19 protein-coding genes are annotated in these 17067 nt (G+C 61.7%); 13 read left to right on the forward strand and 6 right to left on the reverse strand.

Features of this window, described 5'->3' with window-relative positions:
• Window positions 1-85 precede the first annotated feature (85 nt).
• From PQU92_RS11035 to PQU92_RS11060, 6 genes are all read left to right on the forward strand, one after another.
• A complete protein-coding gene (locus PQU92_RS11035) occupies window positions 86-832 on the forward strand; it encodes an enoyl-CoA hydratase-related protein (protein WP_272748275.1) in 747 nt (248 codons plus the stop codon).
• Window positions 833-975: 143 nt separating this feature from the next.
• Window positions 976-1509, forward strand: a complete 534-nt coding sequence (locus PQU92_RS11040) for a GNAT family N-acetyltransferase (RefSeq protein ID WP_272748276.1) — start codon at window positions 976-978, stop codon at window positions 1507-1509.
• Window positions 1506-2024 (forward strand): DUF1285 domain-containing protein, encoded by a 519-nt coding sequence (locus tag PQU92_RS11045; protein ID WP_272748277.1) that lies wholly within the window; start codon window positions 1506-1508, stop codon window positions 2022-2024. The genes PQU92_RS11040 and PQU92_RS11045 overlap by 4 nt, the downstream gene beginning before the upstream one ends.
• Window positions 2025-2191: 167 nt before the next feature.
• Entirely contained in the window at window positions 2192-3391 is a 1200-nt protein-coding gene (locus tag PQU92_RS11050; protein WP_272748278.1) for a CCA tRNA nucleotidyltransferase, read from the forward strand.
• A 30-nt stretch (window positions 3392-3421) separates the two neighbouring features.
• On the forward strand, window positions 3422-4132 hold the full coding sequence (locus tag PQU92_RS11055; RefSeq protein WP_272748279.1) for a type 1 glutamine amidotransferase: 711 nt from the start codon (window positions 3422-3424) through the stop codon (window positions 4130-4132).
• A gap of 372 nt (window positions 4133-4504) precedes the next feature.
• Window positions 4505-4915 carry a VOC family protein gene (locus tag PQU92_RS11060; protein WP_272748280.1) on the forward strand — a complete coding sequence of 137 codons (411 nt, stop codon included), beginning with the start codon at window positions 4505-4507 and terminating at the stop codon, window positions 4913-4915.
• Here the strand turns inward: PQU92_RS11060 and hemF are convergent.
• Together hemF and PQU92_RS11070 are read right to left on the reverse strand one after the other, a co-directional pair.
• Window positions 4912-5802 carry an oxygen-dependent coproporphyrinogen oxidase gene (hemF, locus tag PQU92_RS11065; RefSeq protein WP_272748281.1) on the reverse strand — a complete coding sequence of 297 codons (891 nt, stop codon included), beginning with the start codon at window positions 5800-5802 and terminating at the stop codon, window positions 4912-4914. The two genes, PQU92_RS11060 and hemF, sit on opposite strands and share 4 nt — an antisense overlap.
• A 9-nt stretch (window positions 5803-5811) precedes the next feature.
• On the reverse strand, window positions 5812-6306 hold the full coding sequence (locus PQU92_RS11070; RefSeq protein ID WP_272748282.1) for a tRNA (cytidine(34)-2'-O)-methyltransferase: 495 nt from the start codon (window positions 6304-6306) through the stop codon (window positions 5812-5814).
• 259 nt (window positions 6307-6565) lie between these two features.
• Here PQU92_RS11070 and petA point away from each other — a divergent pair, with 259 nt between their 5' ends.
• The 5 genes from petA (at window position 6566) to PQU92_RS11095 (ending at window position 10774) form a co-directional block, all read left to right on the forward strand.
• Window positions 6566-7111, forward strand: a complete 546-nt coding sequence (petA, locus tag PQU92_RS11075) for a ubiquinol-cytochrome c reductase iron-sulfur subunit (RefSeq protein WP_272748283.1) — start codon at window positions 6566-6568, stop codon at window positions 7109-7111.
• Between the two features lie 11 nt (window positions 7112-7122).
• Window positions 7123-8412, forward strand: coding sequence for a cytochrome b (locus tag PQU92_RS11080; protein WP_272748284.1), 1290 nt, complete (start codon window positions 7123-7125; stop codon window positions 8410-8412).
• A gap of 5 nt (window positions 8413-8417) precedes the next feature.
• Window positions 8418-9287 carry a cytochrome c1 gene (locus PQU92_RS11085; RefSeq protein WP_272748285.1) on the forward strand — a complete coding sequence of 290 codons (870 nt, stop codon included), beginning with the start codon at window positions 8418-8420 and terminating at the stop codon, window positions 9285-9287.
• 257 nt (window positions 9288-9544) lie between these two features.
• Window positions 9545-10222, forward strand: coding sequence for an HD domain-containing protein (locus tag PQU92_RS11090; RefSeq protein ID WP_272748286.1), 678 nt, complete (start codon window positions 9545-9547; stop codon window positions 10220-10222).
• Between the two features lie 96 nt (window positions 10223-10318).
• Window positions 10319-10774: a hypothetical protein gene (locus PQU92_RS11095; protein WP_272748287.1), complete on the forward strand. Its 456-nt coding sequence runs from the start codon at window positions 10319-10321 to the stop codon at window positions 10772-10774.
• Between the two features lie 111 nt (window positions 10775-10885).
• Here PQU92_RS11095 and ychF read toward each other — a convergent pair whose 3' ends face one another.
• On the reverse strand, window positions 10886-11998 hold the full coding sequence (ychF, locus tag PQU92_RS11100; protein WP_272748288.1) for a redox-regulated ATPase YchF: 1113 nt from the start codon (window positions 11996-11998) through the stop codon (window positions 10886-10888).
• Between the two features lie 121 nt (window positions 11999-12119).
• Here ychF and PQU92_RS11105 point away from each other — a divergent pair, with 121 nt between their 5' ends.
• Together PQU92_RS11105 and PQU92_RS11110 are read left to right on the forward strand one after the other, a co-directional pair.
• Window positions 12120-12578, forward strand: coding sequence for a hypothetical protein (locus tag PQU92_RS11105; protein WP_272748289.1), 459 nt, complete (start codon window positions 12120-12122; stop codon window positions 12576-12578).
• Between the two features lie 80 nt (window positions 12579-12658).
• On the forward strand, window positions 12659-14230 hold the full coding sequence (locus PQU92_RS11110; protein WP_272748290.1) for a serine hydrolase: 1572 nt from the start codon (window positions 12659-12661) through the stop codon (window positions 14228-14230).
• Here the strand turns inward: PQU92_RS11110 and PQU92_RS11115 are convergent.
• The 3 genes from PQU92_RS11115 to PQU92_RS11125 form a co-directional block, all read right to left on the reverse strand.
• Window positions 14227-15522: a glycosyltransferase gene (locus PQU92_RS11115; RefSeq protein ID WP_272748291.1), complete on the reverse strand. Its 1296-nt coding sequence runs from the start codon at window positions 15520-15522 to the stop codon at window positions 14227-14229. The two genes, PQU92_RS11110 and PQU92_RS11115, sit on opposite strands and share 4 nt — an antisense overlap.
• A gap of 9 nt (window positions 15523-15531) precedes the next feature.
• Entirely contained in the window at window positions 15532-16140 is a 609-nt protein-coding gene (gene pth, locus PQU92_RS11120) for an aminoacyl-tRNA hydrolase (protein WP_272748292.1), read from the reverse strand.
• Window positions 16141-16340: 200 nt separating this feature from the next.
• Complete coding sequence (locus tag PQU92_RS11125; RefSeq protein ID WP_272748293.1) at window positions 16341-16934, reverse strand: 50S ribosomal protein L25/general stress protein Ctc; 594 nt, start codon at window positions 16932-16934, stop codon at window positions 16341-16343.
• Window positions 16935-17067: the final 133 nt, after the last annotated feature.

A 17067-nucleotide genomic window follows, 5' to 3' on the forward strand; every position in this document is an offset into this window, starting at 1 on the left:
CGTAAATTTTTACGCCGCTTCGCTTGCCTGCCCTTGCGGAATCTATGCGACATATTCGGCAAATATATGAAGGCAGGGACGATCCATGACTGAACCGGTGCTTATTTCCGCGGCCAACGGCGTGTTGCGGCTGACACTCAGCCGCCCGCACAAGAAGAACGCCCTGACCCAGGTGATGTACGCGACCCTGGCCGACGCCCTGACGGCCGCGGGCGAGACCGCCGACCACCGGGTCGTGCTGATCGACGCGGTGGGCGACGATTTCTGCGCCGGCAACGATATCGCCGATTTCGTGACGCTGGCGCAGTCTGAGGGATCGGTAGAGGACCTGCCGGTGTTTCGCTTCCTCAAGGCCCTGACCTATTGCGCGCGGCCTCTGGTCTTTGCCGTTCAGGGGCAGGCGGTCGGCGTCGGCACCACCATGCTGCTGCACGGCGACCTAGTCTATCTGTCGGACGAGGCGCGTCTCAGCCTGCCGTTCCTGAAGCTGGGCCTGACGCCGGAAGGCGGGTCCAGCCAGCTTTTGCCCGCCCGTATCGGCCATGCGCGCGCCTTCGAATGGCTGGCTTTCGGGCAGCCGCTCGGGGCGGCGGAGGCACTCGGTCTGGGCCTGTGCAACGCCGTGACGCCGCGCGACGACCTGCTCAACCGGGCGCAACTGGCCGCCGAACGGCTGGCCGCCCTGTCGCCGGACGCGCTGAAACAGGCGAAGGGATTGATGCGCGACCCCGACGGCCTGTGGGCGCATATCGTGCGCGAGGGCGGGATTTTCCGCGCTCGTCTCAACAGTGCCGAAGCGGCTCAGGCGTTTGCTGCCTTCCTCAAGGCGTGATATAAGGCGCGGGCCGGGGAGCGGGGCTGTTACAATATTTGCCCTAAATTTATTTGACGTCTCAAGGCTTTGTATTTATTCCGGCCCGCGCTGGCTGGCGTATAAGCGTATTGTTGTCATAGTGTTTCGGGTGTTGCTGAGCCGTGGATACCTACCCTTTTGAGCGTTTGATTACGGTCGAGAGCGCTTCCGAAAGTGAAGCCGCCGAAGCGCTGGTCAATCGCGTTTTCGGGCCCGGACGTTACGTCAAGACCGCCGAACGCCTGCGCGAAGGCAATGCGCCGATCGACGGCCTCAGCTTCGTCATGCGGCAGATTTCGCGGGGCAAGGCCGGAGACGAGGGCCTTACCGGGTCGGTCAGGCTGTGGCCGGTCAGGGTCTATGACGAGGCCCATGAGCCCGTCGGCGAACTCGCCTTTCTGGGGCCCATCGCTGTCGATCCCGAATATCAGAACCACGGCATTGGCCGCGCCCTGATCGAGGTGGCGATTCGGGCCGCTTTCGCCAGAGGGGTGACAGGCATCCTGCTGGTCGGCACGCCCGCCTATTTCGAAAAGTTCGGCTTTGTGCGCGCCGAGGGCCTGACCCTGCCGGGGCCGGTCGATTACCGCCGGCTGATGATTCGCTATAACGACGCCTATAAGGGCGAGCCCCTGACGGGCGCTGTCGATAAATGACCTCGGGCGAGGGCTTTCTCAGCGAAGCCGCGCGTTTTCCCGATAAAACCTATCCGGTCGAGCGCTGGAACCCGACTCTGTGCGGCGAGATGGATATCCTCATCGGCAGGGACGGCATGTGGCTGCACGAGGGCCGTCCCATGACGCGTCTGCCTCTGGTGCGGCTGTTCGCGAAGTTGCTGCGGCGCGAGGGCGATGACTACTTCCTCGTCACGCCGGTCGAGAAGCTGAAAATCACCGTCGAAGACCTGCCGTTGCGAATCGTCGATTTCGAAGGGCCGGTGTTCGTGACGGATCAAGACGAGCGGGTGAACCTGGGTGACGACCATCCGCTGATCCTCGACCGGGCCGGGGAGGCGTACCTGCCGCGCTTGAAGGTGCGTGGCGATCTGTGGGGGCGTCTGACGCGAGCCTGCACCTATCGCCTGTTCGAGACGGCGGAGATTGGGGGCGATGATCGGGTGCGGGTCACGCTTGGCGATCAGACATTTGATGTTCCCGTAATTTCTGGATAAGGTGTCATTGAATCCCCTCTCCCTTGAGGGAGAGGGTGGCCGAAGGCCGGGTGAGGGGGAACTGCCTGCACCGGGATTGCGGCTAACATTTCCCCCTCACCCTAACCCTCTCCCTCAAGGGAGAGGGGATTGCACCTACATTGACCCACATCACGCTCCCCCCCGTTATGCTCCGTCCCGCTGTCCGGCAGGTCTTCGCCGCTCTGGAAGCGCGCGGCGGCGCAGGGTGTGTGCGTTTCGTCGGAGGCTGCGTGCGCAATGTCGTCATGGGCCGCGCGCCGACCGACCTCGACCTGTCGACGCAGCTGACGCCAGACCAGACCGAGGCCGCCCTGTCCGCCGCGCATATCCGCCATGTACCCACCGGCAAGGCGTTCGGTACTATTTCGGCCATCATTGACGGGGAGCCGTTCGAGATTACCTCCCTGCGCGAGGACGTCGAGACCGATGGCCGCCGCGCGGTGGTCAGCTTCACCACCGACTGGGCGAAGGATGCCCAAAGACGCGATTTCTATCTCAATGCCCTCTATGCCGATATCCGCGGCGCGGTGTTCGACCCGACCGGAGAGGGGTTCGATGACGCGCGCGACGGCCGGGTGCGCTTCATCGGCGACGCCGAAACGCGTATCCGCGAGGACTATCTGCGTATCCTGCGTTTCTTTCGCTTTACTGCCAGCCACGGCCAGTCGATGGACGCGGAGTCGTTCGCGGCCTGCGCGCGGCTGAAAAGCGGGATTGACACACTGTCGGGTGAACGGATCAGTCAGGAACTGTTCAAGCTGCTGGCGGTGGACGACCCGACCGTCGTCATTGCCGCCATGATCGACAGCGGCGTGATGGCGCATGTCCTGCCAAGCATTTCCGCACAAGCTACCCCGTTGCGCGCCATGTGCCGCCTGACCTCCGATATCGAGCGTCGTCTTCTGGCCTTGCTGCATCCCGATGGTTTGCAGCCTGAGGCGCTGGAATGCCTGTCGTCGCGATTGCGCTTGTCCAATCGCGTGGCCGGTCGTTTGCGCGATGCTGCACGGCGGCTGCCTCAGGCCGATATTAACACCGGTGAAACCAGCTGGCGCCGCATGGCCTATCGCGACGGCAAGGCGGTACTGTGCGATGCCCTGATCCTTCACTCGGCGTTGTCGGGTCTGGCGCAGGCGGAATGGCAAGCCATTGAAACGCTGATCACGGCGCTCGATCTGCCTGTCTTTCCGCTGAAATCGGCGCAACTGATCGCCGCCGGTCTTACTCCCGGTCCCGAACTGGGGCAGGCGATAAAGCGCATCGAGGCCGACTGGATCGCACACGATTTCTCGCAAAACGTGATTGACGCCGCCATTGACGAAATCCGCGAACGGACAAAAATATAAGCAACCCGTAAATCGTTCCCGCGTGCTGTCATGTCCTACATCGCCATTCTGGAAACCGGCGTCCCGCCCGATAATCTCAGCGACACCTACGGCACCTATGCCGACATGTTCGCGCAGCATCTGGCGGCGCCCGAGCGACAGTTCAGGGTCTTCCGCACCCTCGAAGGCGAACTGCCCGATCCGGCGGACCGGATCACCGGCGTGGTGATCACCGGCTCCCCGGCGGGCGTGTACGAAGACCATCCGTGGATTACGTCGCTGATCGACTGGCTCAGGGGCGTCGATGTCGCGGTGCCGGTGGTCGGCATCTGCTTCGGCCATCAGGTCATGGCGCAGGCCTGGGGCGGCCACGTCGAAAAGTCCGAAAAGGGCTGGGGCGTGGGCCTGCACGAATACACCATCCACGACAACGCCCTGTGGCGCGAACTGGCCGAAACCGACCTGCCGGCCCTGCACGTGGCCGTCACCCATCAGGATCAGGTGGTCAAAAAGCCCGAGAACGCCATCGTACTGGCCGGGTCCGACTTCACGCCGCACGGCGCGCTCTACTACACCGACCGCAAGGCGATCTCCTTCCAGTGCCACCCGGAATTCTGTCAGGACTTTGCCGGGGACCTGCTCCTGAGCCGCCGCGGGACGCGCATCAGCGAGCATCTGGTCGATCAGGCGCTGGAAAGCCTCAAATCGACCTCCAGCCGCGATCAGGTGCTGGGGGCTATATCGAAGTTTCTGGCGGCGTGACGTCATTAGTGGTGTTTTATGCGTGGCGCTTCGCCTTGCTGGGAGGCGCGCTGGTTATCAATAGTCTTGTCGACTCTGCGGCTTGGCGTCATTACGAGGCTTACACTCACGCGAGACGACAAAAAAGGTTCGATGAGTGTAATAGCCCTGTGCCTTCAAAGCCTTACGATTGGCGAGGCTTTCGCTACGCCGCCATCGAGCCGGATATGAGCCCAATACTGAAATGGCTTTTAAGGGCGAGGGGCGTGGTATCCCTCATTGCCGCTTTGGTCGTGATAAGTTTCTTTGTGCGCGTCGGGCCTTGACGGCAAATATCCTGCCGATTTTTTGCACGGTCGTGCTTAGGGTCTTCGCGTTAGAAGGAGACCTCGCATGGAATACCACACCGGACGGCTGATCGATCACGTGCATCTGGTCGTCAAAGACCTCGACGCCAGCAAGCGCTTCTATAAGGCCGCCATCGCCGCCGTGAAGCCCGATGTGCGCATCAACGAAAGCGCCCGCCATCTTCAGGCCGACGAGTTATATATCTCGCAGGGTGAACCGTTATCGCACATCCATCTGTCGTTTCAGGCGAGGGATCAGGCAGCAGTTCAGGCCTTCTACGACGCTGCTCTGGCGGCTGGCGGCCGCGACAGCGGTGCGCCGGGTGAGCGGCCCTATCATCCCGGCTATTACGGCGCGTTCGTCTATGACCCCGATGGCAACAATATCGAAGCGACCTTCCACGGACCCTCGACGCGCTCGGCGGAGGCGGTGGTGATCAAGCCTGCCGGTCGTTAGGGCCATTTCACCAGAGGCGGCATGGACGACAGGATGGCCTCGACATTGCCGCCGGTCTTCAGGCCGAACATGGTGCCGCGGTCGTAGAGCAGGTTGAACTCGACATAGCGTCCGCGCTGGATGAGCTGTTCGTCGCGCTCGGCCTCGGTCCACGGCATGTGCACCCGTTCGCGCACCAGACGCGGATAGATATCGAGGAAGGTTTCACCCACGGCTTGCGTAAACGCGAAATCGGCGTCATGCGTGCCGGAGTTCAGGTGATCGTAGAAGATGCCGCCGATGCCGCGCGGTTCGTTCCGGTGCGGCAGGAAGAAGTATTCGTCGCACCACGTCTTGAACTTATCGAAATAGGCCGGATCGAAGCGGTCGCAGGTCGCCCTGAACGCGCCATGAAAGGCCTGAGCCTGCGGCGCGTCCTGCGACCGGTCGGCGGCCAGAAGCGGCGTCAGGTCCGCCCCGCCGCCGAACCAGCTCTGCGTCGTCGTGATGAAGCGCGTGTTCATATGCACGGCGGGGACGTGCGGATTGGTCATGTGAGAGATCAGGCTGATGCCGCAGGCGAAGAAGCGCGGGTCATCAGCGGCCCCCGGTACGGTCTTCGCGAAGTCGGGGCTGAACGTCCCATGCACGGTCGAGATATGAACCCCAACTTTTTCGAACAGGCGCCCGTGCATCATCGACATCTCGCCGCCGCCGCCCTCGGCGCGAACCCACGGCTTACGCTCGAAGCGGCCCGGTGCGTCACCGTACAAGGCTGCCGGCGCTTCGTCCTCCAGCGCCTCGAACGCGGCGCAGATCGAATCGCGCAAGCGCCGGAACCACGCGGCGGCGGCCTGCTGGCGTTGGGTAAGGATGTCGGCGGAGAGGGCAGGGGAAGATAAGGTCATGAGGGCCTCTTACGCCACCGGAGCCGTTACAGCAAACCCGCCGGTCTGGCGAAGCGCTTCGCCCAGCGCCATGGCGGCGGAATTGATCACATTGATCGACCGCATGCCCGGTTGCATGGGGATAAATAACCGCGCATCGGCACAGGCATGGACCTCATCCGGCACCCCGGCGCTTTCGCGGCCCATCAGTAGGATGTCGTCGGGCGCAAAGGCAAAGTCGCAATAGGGTTGCGCGGATTTTGTCGTGAACAGGATGATGCGTCCCCCCGATGCGACTGACCCCTGTGACGTTTCGTCGCGCCAGGCGAGGAATTTTTGCCAGGAATCGTGGCGTAGGACGCGGGCATGGTCGCCGTAATCCATGGCAGCGCGTTTCACCGCTTTGTCGCTCAACGGAAAACCGCATGGCTCGATGATGTCGAGGGTGACCCCCAGACAGGCCGATAATCGGATGGCGCTGCCGAGATTTTGCGGGATATCCGGTTGAAAAAGGGCTAAACGCATTTTATTGCCATATTTTGTAGGGGCGGGTTTGTATCCATCCCTCAATTGTGGTTATAGACGAAAAGGACTCCGTGCAGCATGGAGTCGCGCATGCCTTTAGCGCGGGGATTCGGGAACGCAAACCGCATTCGACGCCAAAGGGTATGAGCAGAAAATAAAATTAAGGACCGGCCGCGTGATTCGGACCTGTCTGCATTGAGGTTAACATCCGGTCCTGTCCGACAGGGTGGCGCGCGCGCGCAAGAGAAGAGGTGCTAAGGTGAGCGAACCTGAGAAGGATCATGGCACGGTTGTGGGCGAAGACCCGAACCGCCGCGATTTCATTTACATTGCCGCCGGTGCGGCTGCCGTCGGCGCGGTCGGCGTCATCGCCGCACCTCTGGTGTCGCAGATGAACCCCGCCGCCGATACCCTGGCCATGGCCTCGGCCGAGTTCGATCTCGGCAAGGTGTCCGAAGGCATGCAGGTCGTCATCAAGTGGCGCGGCAAGCCCTTGTTCGTGCGCTACCGCACGCCCAAGGAAATCAAGGAAGCCGAAGACGTCAAACTGTCGGAGCTCAAGGACCCGCAGGCCGATGCCGACCGCGTCAAGAAGGGCAAGGAACAGTATCTGATCCTCGTCGGCTCCTGTACGCACCTCGGCTGCGTGCCGACCTTCGGCGCCGGTGATTTCGGCGGCTGGTTCTGCCCGTGTCACGGGTCGCACTACGACACGTCGGGCCGCATCCGCAAGGGCCCCGCGCCGCTGAACCTCGCCGTGCCGGAATATGAATACCTGTCCGACACCAAAGTGAAGATCGGGTAAGGGGGAAACTTATGAGCGACCATCCTTCAACCTATGAGCCGAAGACCGGCGTCGAGAAGTGGCTGGATCAGCGCCTTCCGATCGTTCGTCTGGCTTACGATTCGTTTGTCGATTACCCGACGCCGCGCAACCTGAACTACTGGTGGACCTTCGGCGGCATCCTGTCCGTTTGCCTGATGATTCAGATCATCACCGGTATTATTCTGGTCATGCACTATGTGCCGCACGTCGACATGGCCTTCAATTCGGTAGAGCGCATCATGCGCGACGTCAACTACGGCTGGCTGATCCGTTACGTCCACGCCAACGGCGCGTCGATGTTCTTCTTCGCCGTCTTTGTCCACATGTTCCGCGGTCTCTACTACGGGTCGTACAAGGCCCCGCGCGAAGTCCTGTGGATCCTGGGCTGCATTATCTTCTTCCTGATGATCGCCACCGCCTTCATGGGCTACGTCCTGCCCTGGGGTCAGATGTCCTTCCACGGCGCGGTCGTCATCACCAACCTGATCGGCGCCATCCCCGTCATCGGCGGCCCGATCCTGACCTGGCTGCAGGGCGGCTTCGCCGTCGACCAGCCGACGCTGAACCGCTTCTTCTCGCTGCACTATCTGCTGCCGTTCGTTATCGCCGGTGTGGTCATCCTGCACATCTGGGCGCTGCACGTCACGGGTCAGAACAACCCGGCAGGCGTCGAGATCAAGTCGAAGGAGGACACCGTCCCCTTCACGCCGTATGCGACGGTTAAGGACGGCCTCGGCATCATCCTTTTCCTGATGCTGTTCTCGGTCTTCGTCTTCTTCATGCCGAACGCCTTGGGTCACGCCGACAACTATATCCCGGCCAACCCGCTGGTCACCCCGGCGCACATCGTGCCCGAATGGTACATGCTGCCCTTCTACGCCATCCTGCGTGCCGTGCCGGACAAGTTCTTGGGCGTCGTCGCCATGTTCGGTGCCATTGCGGTGATCTTCGTCCTGCCGTGGCTCGATACGTCGAAGGTGCGCTCGATGCGCTACCGTCCGGTCATGCGCTGGTTCTTCGTGATCTTCGTTGTCGTCTGCCTCGGCCTCGGCTGGTGTGGCGGGCAACTGCCGGACGACATGGTCTTCTCGATCGGCACCAGCGCCAGCGGTACGCCTATCGGTCTGAACTATGTCTGGCTGACGCGCGGCCTGACCCTGTACTACTTCGCGTTCTTCCTGATCATCATGCCGTGGATCGGCCTGAAGGAGGATCCCCTGCCGGTTCCGGCTTCCATCAGCGAGGCCATCCTCGCCGACCACGCCAAGAAGAAGGGCTGAGTCAGATGTCTGCTTTTATGACGAAAACCCTCAAGGCCCTCGGTCTGGCGGCGGTCGCCGCGACCCTCGCGGTCTCGGCCCCGGCTATGGCGTCGGGCGGCGCGGCTCATCCGCACGCCCCCAAGGAAGGCTTTTCCTTCGAAGGGCCATTCGGCACCTTCGATCAGGGCCAGCTCCAGCGCGGTTACAAGGTCTTCCGCGAAGTCTGCTCGAACTGCCACTCGGCGACCCTGCTGTCGTTCCGTAACCTCGGCCAGAAGGGCGGTCCCTTCTACGACGAGAAGTACAAGAACCCGAACGACAACCCCTATGTGAAGCAGATCGCGTCGGAATTCGAAGTGCCGGACATCGATACCGATACGGGTGACGCCATCACCCGTCCGGCCTCGACCTCGGACCACTTCCCGAAGAAGTTCGCCAACGAATACGCCGCGCGCGCTTCGAACGGTGGGGCCCTGCCGCCCGACCTGTCGGTGATCACCAAGGCCCGTCACGGCGGCGCCCGCTACATCTATTCGCTGCTGACCGGCTTCAAGAACCCGCCGAAAGGCCTGCACGTCGCCGAAGGCCAGCACTACAACCCCTATATGGCGGGCGCGCTCGCGACCCAGTGGTCGGGCGATCCGCACCACGTGCCGGTCGGGGGTGTTCTGGCCATGGCCCCGCCGCTGAAGGACGACCTCGTCACCTATGACGACGGCACCAAGGCGACGACGCATCAGATGGCCGCCGACGTGGCCGCCTTCCTGGAATGGGCTGGCGACCCGCATGCCACGCTTCGCAAGAAGACCGGTGTGGCGGTGCTGATCTATCTCCTGCTGTTTGCGGGCCTGACCTATGCGGCCTACCGCAAGGTTTGGCACGGCAAACACTAGTCGGAACGCCCTGACGGGCTGCAAAGTGCCGTATTTCTGCGATCCGATGCTCACGTACTTAAGTACGCTGCGCTTCGGTTCTCGAAAGCCAGTCATTTTGACTTCGTCGAACTTCGTTTCGCCACGTCATGACGTCCCTCGACCTGAGTTCAAAACCCCCTGAGTTCGCTCAGGGGGTTTTTCGCATTTAGGTTGAAAGTGCGCGGGTATACGATTCAGGCTTTATGGATGGTCATAAATTTCCTATAAACGTGCCCATGGCGTACGATTCACCTTCCTTAGCCGCGTTCGCGCGTCAGGCCCGGGCCTTCGCTCCTTTCGACGGGCTGGCTGAGGCCCTGTTGCCGCATCTGCCGGCGACCGACGACGGGTCGCACGACGTATCGCACCTCCAGCGGGTGTTCAAGGTCGCCATGGCTCTGCAGGCGCAGGAAGGCGGCGACGCCGAAGTCATAGCGGCGGCGGTGTTACTGCACGATGTCGTGGCGGTCGAAAAGAACTCGCCCCTGCGCAAGGAGGCCTCGCGCCTGTCGGCCGAGCGGGCGAAAACGCTGCTTACCGGTATGGGCTGGGACGTTTCGCGCGCGGACGCCGTTGCCCACGCCATCCACGCCCACGCCTTTTCGGCGGGCATCGTGCCGGAAAGCATAGAAGCCAAGATCGTGCAAGACGCCGACCGCCTCGATGCCATCGGCTTCGTCGGCGTGGCCCGCTGCTTCTACACGGCGGGGCGGATGAACAGTGCCCTCTACGACCCGACCGACCCCAAGGCCGAGGATCGCGAACTGGACGACCTCAGCTTCGCGCTCGATCATTTCGAGATCAAGCTGCTCAAGCTGAAATCCGGTTTCAAGACGGCAGCGGGTAAGGATATGGCCGATCTGCGCCATGCGCGTATGACGGCCTTCGTCGAATATCTCCACGAAGAAATCTGAGCCGGTTACAAAAACCGTAACCTGACAGGCATACCCCCTGTTCAGGGGCTGCCGGGGTTTGCGTGGAGCGTTAGCTTGCGGGCTGTGGAGGCCTTCATGCGACCTTTCAGATTTTTCGCGGCCCTGAGCGCATTTTTATCGATAGCCCTGGTGGCGGGTGCGGCGGGACCGTTTCCGGAACCGGTGCTCTCGAAAGACCCGGTGAAGATCAGGCAGTGTCAGGCGCTGAGCATGGCGCTCGACAGCAAGGACGAGGAACTGACGCGGCTCTATCGTGAGACCGGCGAGGCCGGAAAGCGCACCGGCATGAGCGCCAACGACATCAATATCGCTTTGCGCGAGGTCGATCAGCTGCGCATGGATGCCAGTGTGATGAGCTTCGATCTGCAACTGTGGTACGAGCGACCGGCCGGGACGGTGACCGGTCAGTTCGAACTGAACGCCTTGCCGATCCCCGTACTTCTGGCCTATGCCGAAACCTGCTTTACGTGGCCGGATGGCAAGCGGCCGCCGCGCGCGATGGCCAAGGGCGCGCCGAATCTTGAACCATAGAGCATCGCCCCGACCATCCGCTCCAAGTTATGGGTGCAGGGGCCGCGCCCCTGCCTCTTTTAAGTCGCGATATTGGGCGGAAAACCGCTGCACACTTTTCCGAATATCGCTTTAGACGTTGAAGCGGAAGTTCATCACATCGCCGTCCTTGACGATGTATTCCTTGCCTTCCTGACGGAACTTGCCGTTTTCCTTGGCGCCGACTTCGCCGTTGAACCTGACGTAGTCGTCATAGGCGATGGTTTCGGCGCGGATGAAGCCCTTCTCGAAATCGGTGTGGATGACCCCGGCGGCCTGAGGCGCGGTGTCGCCGACATGGATCGTCCAGGCGCGGGCTTCCTTGGGGCCGACGGTGAAGTAGGATTGCAGACCCAGCAGCGCATAGGCTTCGCGGATCAGGCGGTTGAGACCGGGCTCTTCGAGACCGAGGGTTTCAAGGAATTCCTTGCGCTCTTCCGGATCGAGCAAGGCGATTTCAGATTCGATCTGGGCCGAAATGACCACCGACTTGGCGTGATCGGCGGCGGCGCGTTTGGCGACCAGATCGGACAATTCGTTGCCCTTGTCGGCGGCGGCTTCTTCGACGTTGCAGACATAGAGCGCCGGCTTCGACGTCAGGAGTTGCAGCATCTCCCACGCCTTGGTGTCTTCCTTGCTGATCTTGCCCTTCTCGTAGGCGACGCGCGCCGAGCGGCCTTCGCGCAGTTCGGCCAGAGCGGCATTGATCAGCGACACCGTGATGGCGGCGTCCTTGTCGCCGCCGGACTTGGCGCGCTTTTCCAGTTGCGGCAGACGCTTTTCCAGCGATTCGAGGTCGGCCAGCATCAGTTCGGTCTCGATGATTTCAAGGTCCGACAGCGGGTCGATGCGGCCTTCGACGTGGGTGATGTCGCTGTCGACAAAGCAACGCGCGACGAAGGCGATGGCGTCGCAGTCGCGGATATTGGCGAGGAACTGGTTGCCGAGGCCTTCACCCTTCGACGCGCCGCGAACCAGACCGGCGACATCGACGAAGTTGATGCGGGCGGGGATGATTTCCTTGGAGCCGACGATTTTCGCCAGCACGTCGAGGCGCGGTTCCGGCACGGCGACGTCGCCGGTATTGGGCTCGATGGTACAGAACGGGTAGTTGGCCGCCTGCGCCGAAGCGGTCTGGGTCAGGGCGTTGAACAGGGTGGATTTGCCGACGTTAGGCAGACCGACGATTGCGACTTTGAGGGCCATTGGGATTCCAAGGGGTAAAACGGATAATTGGCCGTGTGCCTAGCCGATTTTGGCGCATGACACCAGAGATTTACGGCCTTTGTAACGTGGTTCTTCGACGGCGGCGCGGTAGGCTCGGGGCATGAAACAGATACTGACCGCGCTCCTGCTCACCGCCGTTACCGCTGCATCGGCCAATGCCTATTGCGGCGGCACTCACGACAAGGCGTTTAACCAGACCGTCAAGCAGACGTTTAAGGCCATCAAGGCGCAGGATAGCGACACCCTGTTGCTGATCTTCAACCGCGACAGGGTGTCGATCGGGCCGGAACGGGTGTCGGTAGCCTATACGGATCTGCAAAAGCAGTTCGCCGACAAGAACGGTGACTATTACTGCGACATCTTCGTCTGTCAGGCGCAGCCGGGGCTGATGAACCGCCTGTTCAACGGCATCAGCGTGTCGAAATCGCTTTCCTATAATTTCGGCAAGGCCGAAGGCATCGTGCGCGTGAGCAACGGGTCCGTCGCTTCGGAAATCGAGCTGCGCTACAGCCTCAATGCCGCGTGCGAATGGCAACTGGATTCTTTGTATCATCGCTAAGCATCATCTTTGATCTGGGCATTGGCAATCGTCGCGGAGATGGATAGGCTGGTCGCAAATGTAACCGCCTGAGGCTGCCCATGACCCGCTTTAACCGTCGTTCCTTTTTTGCGCTCACCGGCGGGGCGGCGGCCCTGGCCACGACCCCGGCGTGGTCGCAGGAGGATGACAGCGCCAGGATCGACGCCATCGTCGAGCCGTTTTTGGCCAAATTCGGTGTCCCGGGCGCAGCGGTGGCGATCATCCGCCCCGGTAAGCCCGACTATGTCAAAGGCTATGGCATCCGTACGCTTGGCAAGCCGGAAAAAGTCGATGTCCATACGCAATTTGGCGTGGCGTCCAACACCAAGGCCTTTACCACGGCGGCGCTGGCGCTTCTGGTCGAGGAAAAAAAGATCGGTTGGGATGAGCCGGTCGTCACCTATATTCCCGAATTCAAAATGTACGACGCGCGCCTGACGCCGCTGGTGACGGTGCGCGATCTGGTCAGCCATCGCGCCGGTCTGGGGCTGGGGCAGGGGGATTTGATGCTGTTTCCGGCCTCGGACCACAGCCGCGCCGACCAGTTGAAAGGCGTGCAGTTCCTCAAGCCCGCCTACGGGTTCCGGTCGGGTTTTGCTTATAACAACGTGATGTTCACCATCGCCGGCATCGTCATCGAGCGCGTGTCGGGGCAGAGCTACGAGGCGTTTGTCACGCAGCGCCTTCTCAAGCCGCTGGGCATGAAAGACGCCGTGATCGGCTGGCCCAATGTCAAATCTACCAATATGGTCGGGCGTCATGCGCGGCTGGGGCCACCGCTGCGCGGGATCGGTAAGGTGAGCGTGGTGTTGCCGGAAGAGACGTCCGGATTTGCGCCAGCCGCCGGGCTGGTGACCAGTGTGACGGACATCCTGCCGTGGCTGCATACCCAGCTGAACAAGGGTAAGATGCCAAACGGTGAGCGCCTGTGGTCGGAGGCGTCGGCGAATGAAATGTGGAGGCCTGCCAATATCGCCGGATCGGGGGCGGGGCCGACGCCGGAAACGCCTTCGGCGGCGATGTTCCGCACCTATGGCCTCGGCTGGTTCGTGCAGGATTATCGGGGTTTGAGGCTGGTTTCGCATTCCGGCGGGCTGGTGGGGCAGGTGACGCAACACGCCCTGCTGCCGGAAAAGGGGATCGCGGTGGCCGTCTATACCAATACCGAAGACGGCATCAGCGGCACCCTCCGCAACGCGCTGCTGGACTATCTGATCGGTAAGCCGGGGTTCGACTGGATGACTTCGGCGGAGAACGGGCTGAAAAAGCGGGATGAAAAGGCTATCGCCGATACGCCGAAGGTGGAGGCCGGTGGGCCGTCCCTGCCGCTCGCCGCCTATGCCGGGACCTATCGCGATCCGTGGTACGGCGATGTGGCGATCTCGGTGATGGGTAAGGGCAAGACCGCGCACCTGATGATCGATTTTACGCGCACCGAACGGCTGAAAGGGGCCATGCAGGTTTTCGGACCGGATACATTCCTGACGCGGTTCCCCAAGGACTGGGGCGAAGACGCGGTCGTCACCTTCGAGGTGAAGGACGGCAAGGTGCTGGGTTTCAAGGCTAAGGCATGGTCGCCGCTGGCTGATTTCAGCTTCGACTATCAGGATCTGGATATGAAGAAGGTTTAAGACGCGACGGGCACCCGTACGCTGGCCAGGATGCGTTCGGCGGCGCGGGCGGCACCGTCTTCCTTCGCCACCACCGTCGCAGCCTCGGCGGCCTTTTGGGCAAAGGACGGTTCGGTCAGCAGGCGGTCGAGCAGGCGCGTCGCCGAGGCCTTGGTCCACTTGTCGAAGGTGATATCGAGACCGGCCCCCAGACGTTCGATGCGGCGGGCATTGTCGAACTGATCGCCGAAGACCGGGGTGATGATCTGCGGCCGCCCGGCGCGCAGGGCCTGGGCCGAGGAACCGATGCCGCCGTGATGGACATTGATCTTCGCGCGCGGCATGAGCAGCGAATGCGGGGCATAAGGTACGCAGAGGATGTCCGGGCCGAAATCGTCGTTGAGCAGCGGGCTTTGGCCACCGACCAGCAGGACGGCGCGCTGACCCAGGGTCCGGGCGGCCTTGGCGGCGTCGCGATAATAGGCCTCACCATCGTAAACGGCGGTCGAGCCGAGGCTGAAGACCAGCGGCGCGTCACCGGCGCTCAGGAAGGCCTCCAGTTGCGGCGGCAGTTCGCTGCGGCGGCCGTCCTCCGAATCGTAGAAGGGGAAGCCGACGATCTCGCTGTGCGGCGGGAAGTCCGGCGCGACATCGCCCATCAGCGGCGAATAGAGGCCCAGCGTCAGACGGTCGGAATGGACACCGCCCAGATTGACGTCCATATCGACGCCGTATTTCGTGTAGATGGCGCGGATAGGGGCCAGCGAACCCCACAGCTTCTTTTCGCCCAGCCAGAAGATGGCGCGATTATATTGGCGACCCAACTCCGTGCGCGGCGACAGCATCAGCGGTGCGGCCTTGAGCTTGGGCGGGTCGTAGATCGACAACATGACGGCGGGTTGCAGGGCGACCGTTGCGAACGGGCACTGCTCCAGCAGCGCCGCCAGATGCGCCGTATAGGCATAGGACGACGACACCACCAGATCGGCACCGTTGACCAGCGGGCGCAGTTCGCTCAGGCCCTGCTCGATATAGGGCGCGACCAGATGCTTGAGCATGAAGCCGTGATCCTGCGAGAAGTGGCGGATGATTTCCGCCGGGTCCTTGCCCAGATTCTCGCGGTAGGTATCCATGCTGGGGCCGCAGGCGCTGAACCGGATTCCGGCGGCTTCGACCTTGTCGCGGTAGTCGGGGTGCGAGACCAGAACGACGTCCGCGCCGCGCTGGGTCAGCGCCAGAGCCAGGGCCATGAACGGGTGCAGGTCCCCAAGGGAACCGAAGGTCGACAATACGATTTTAGGCGCAACCGGCATCGTCAATACCTACTCGGCAATCTTCTTGGGATCGAACTTCGGCGCCGGGCTGAGGCGCATGACTTCGGTCATATATTTCTCGGCTTCGCCCATCAGCGCAAGCGGCAGAGCCTTGACGCAGGCATCGCACAGGCGATCGACCCAGTCTTCGGCCTTATAAAAATCGGAAAGCACCCAACTATGTACCAATTCTTTTTGCCCCGGATGGCCAATCCCCATTCGCCCGCGAATGAAGTTGGGTCCCAAATGCCCCATAATGGATCGTAAACCATTATGCCCCGCATGACCACCACCCATTTTAAGGCGGAATCGTCCGGGCGCAAGGTCCAGTTCATCATGAAAAACAAGGATATGGTCGGGCTTGACCTTATAGAAGGACGCCGCTTCGAGGACCGAATTGCCCGACAGGTTCATGAAGGTCTGAGGCTTCATGGTTAAGATCTTGACCGGGCCCTTGGGTGTGTCGACCGTGCCTTCGGACACCTCGGCCTGGAATTTCTTGCGCGTGGGGCCGAACGCACCCGATTCGACCAGACGGTCGATGAACATGAAGCCGATATTGTGGCGGTTCTTCGCATATTGTGCGCCCGGATTGCCGAGACCGACGACGAGAAACACTGGTGGCTCCGTGAAAATCAGAGATCCTGCCTGTACCCGAATTAAGGCGGGAATCAGAGCATGAGGCGCGATCTAATCAAAAAAATGGCCGAACGGACATGTGAAAACGGGGTATGAGCGGCAGAAATCCATAAATTCGCACAGAAAAAAGCCCTGTCCTTACGGAAAGGACAGGGCTTTTTGCATTCGCAAAGAACCGATTAGGCTTCGGCCGAAGCTTCTTCGCTCTGGCTGGCGCCCGAGGCGGTGATCGAAGCGATCACGACGTCCTTGCCCTGAACGGCGGTGACGTCCGACGGCAGGCTCAGGTCGCCGACGTGGACCGAGGCACCGATTTCCAGACCCGACAGGTCGATCACGACGTCTTCCGGGATGTGGTCGGCGGGCACCGAGATTTCCAGCTCGTGGAAGGCAACCGTCAGGGCGCCGCCCTTCTTGAGGCCCGGCGAGGCTTCGTGGTTCTTGAAGTGGACCGGCACGTTGATCTTGATCGACTGGTGCTCATCGACGCGGTACAGGTCGAAGTGCAGAGGCACGTCGGTGACCGGGTGGAAGTCGATGGCCTTGGCGATGACCTTCTGGGTCTCTTCGCCGTACTTCAGCGTGACCAGGTGACCGGCCAGCTTGCCCGTATAGAGGGCCTTCTTGAACGCGTTCAGGCTAACGGCGATCGGCACGGGGGCCTTGTCGCCGCCGTACAGGATGCCGGGCACCTTGCCTTCATTGCGGGCAGCACGCGCGCCACCGGTACCGGTGCGCTCACGAACTTCAACGTCTAAAACGATCTCGGCCATCAGCCAGTTCCTCAAACAATATAGCGCCGCGAAACACATGCCCCGCCCTGTGATCCTCCGGGATTGGAGGTGCGGGCAAACGCAATTATCGCGGCGTGGGTAACCCCGAAAATCTCAAGAGGCGCGTAGATAC

Origin of the sequence: Asticcacaulis aquaticus (assembly GCF_028550415.1) — a bacterium.
Lineage (GTDB): Bacteria > Pseudomonadota > Alphaproteobacteria > Caulobacterales > Caulobacteraceae > Asticcacaulis > Asticcacaulis aquaticus.